This is a genomic window from Mycolicibacterium vaccae NBRC 14118 = CIP 105934, assembly GCF_001552715.1.
Lineage (GTDB): Bacteria > Actinomycetota > Actinomycetes > Mycobacteriales > Mycobacteriaceae > Mycobacterium > Mycobacterium vaccae.
In genome coordinates this window covers 1-575 of sequence record NZ_BCRS01000370.1, presented here as the reverse complement: position 1 = coordinate 575, position 575 = coordinate 1, and the positions used below count along the sequence as shown (strand labels likewise).

The window sequence follows — 575 nt, the reverse complement described above, 5'->3', positions numbered from 1 at the left end:
GTCCGCCGGGTGGCCGGTGACCCGTTCATAGACGGTCTCGGCCATCACCTGCCCCCGCGGGCGGTCATCAAAAGTCGTGTCGGCGGCCCGTTTACACGCCGCATACAACCCCACCCCCTTCGCCAGCGGTAACCGCACACTGACACACACCATGGTGTCTGACACCGGCCGCACGCTGACCGCGCAGTCGGCGACCGCGGCCCGGCCCCGCGCCACCACCGCCGCGGCGTCCAGGCGGGCGGCGATCTTCTTGGCCTCCGCCTCGACCCGGTTGTTCCCCCAGCCGGCCAGCCTGGCGACATCAGCGCACAGTTCGGCGTCCAACTCCCGCCGATGCGCCACCGACAGACACGCCGATTCCCGCACGATCAGGGTGGCCCGCCATTCCGAGAGCGCCCCGCACTGCAACGCGGCCAACGTGTAGGGCATCTCGTGCACCACCGCCTGCGCGAACCCGAGATGGCGGCCCCCGCAGACCGGGGCGTCGTGGCGGGCCAACGCCACCTCCGCGCCCAACCCCTTCCCGCGCTTCGCGGCCGGCACACCGGCGGCCTCCTCAGCGGCGCGGCGCTTGG

At 72.7% G+C, this 575-nt stretch carries 1 pseudogene; it reads right to left on the bottom strand.

Going from position 1 to position 575, the window contains the following annotated elements:
• Positions 1-575 (bottom strand): annotated as a pseudogene (locus MVA01S_RS30080) (HNH endonuclease); the annotation flags it as partial.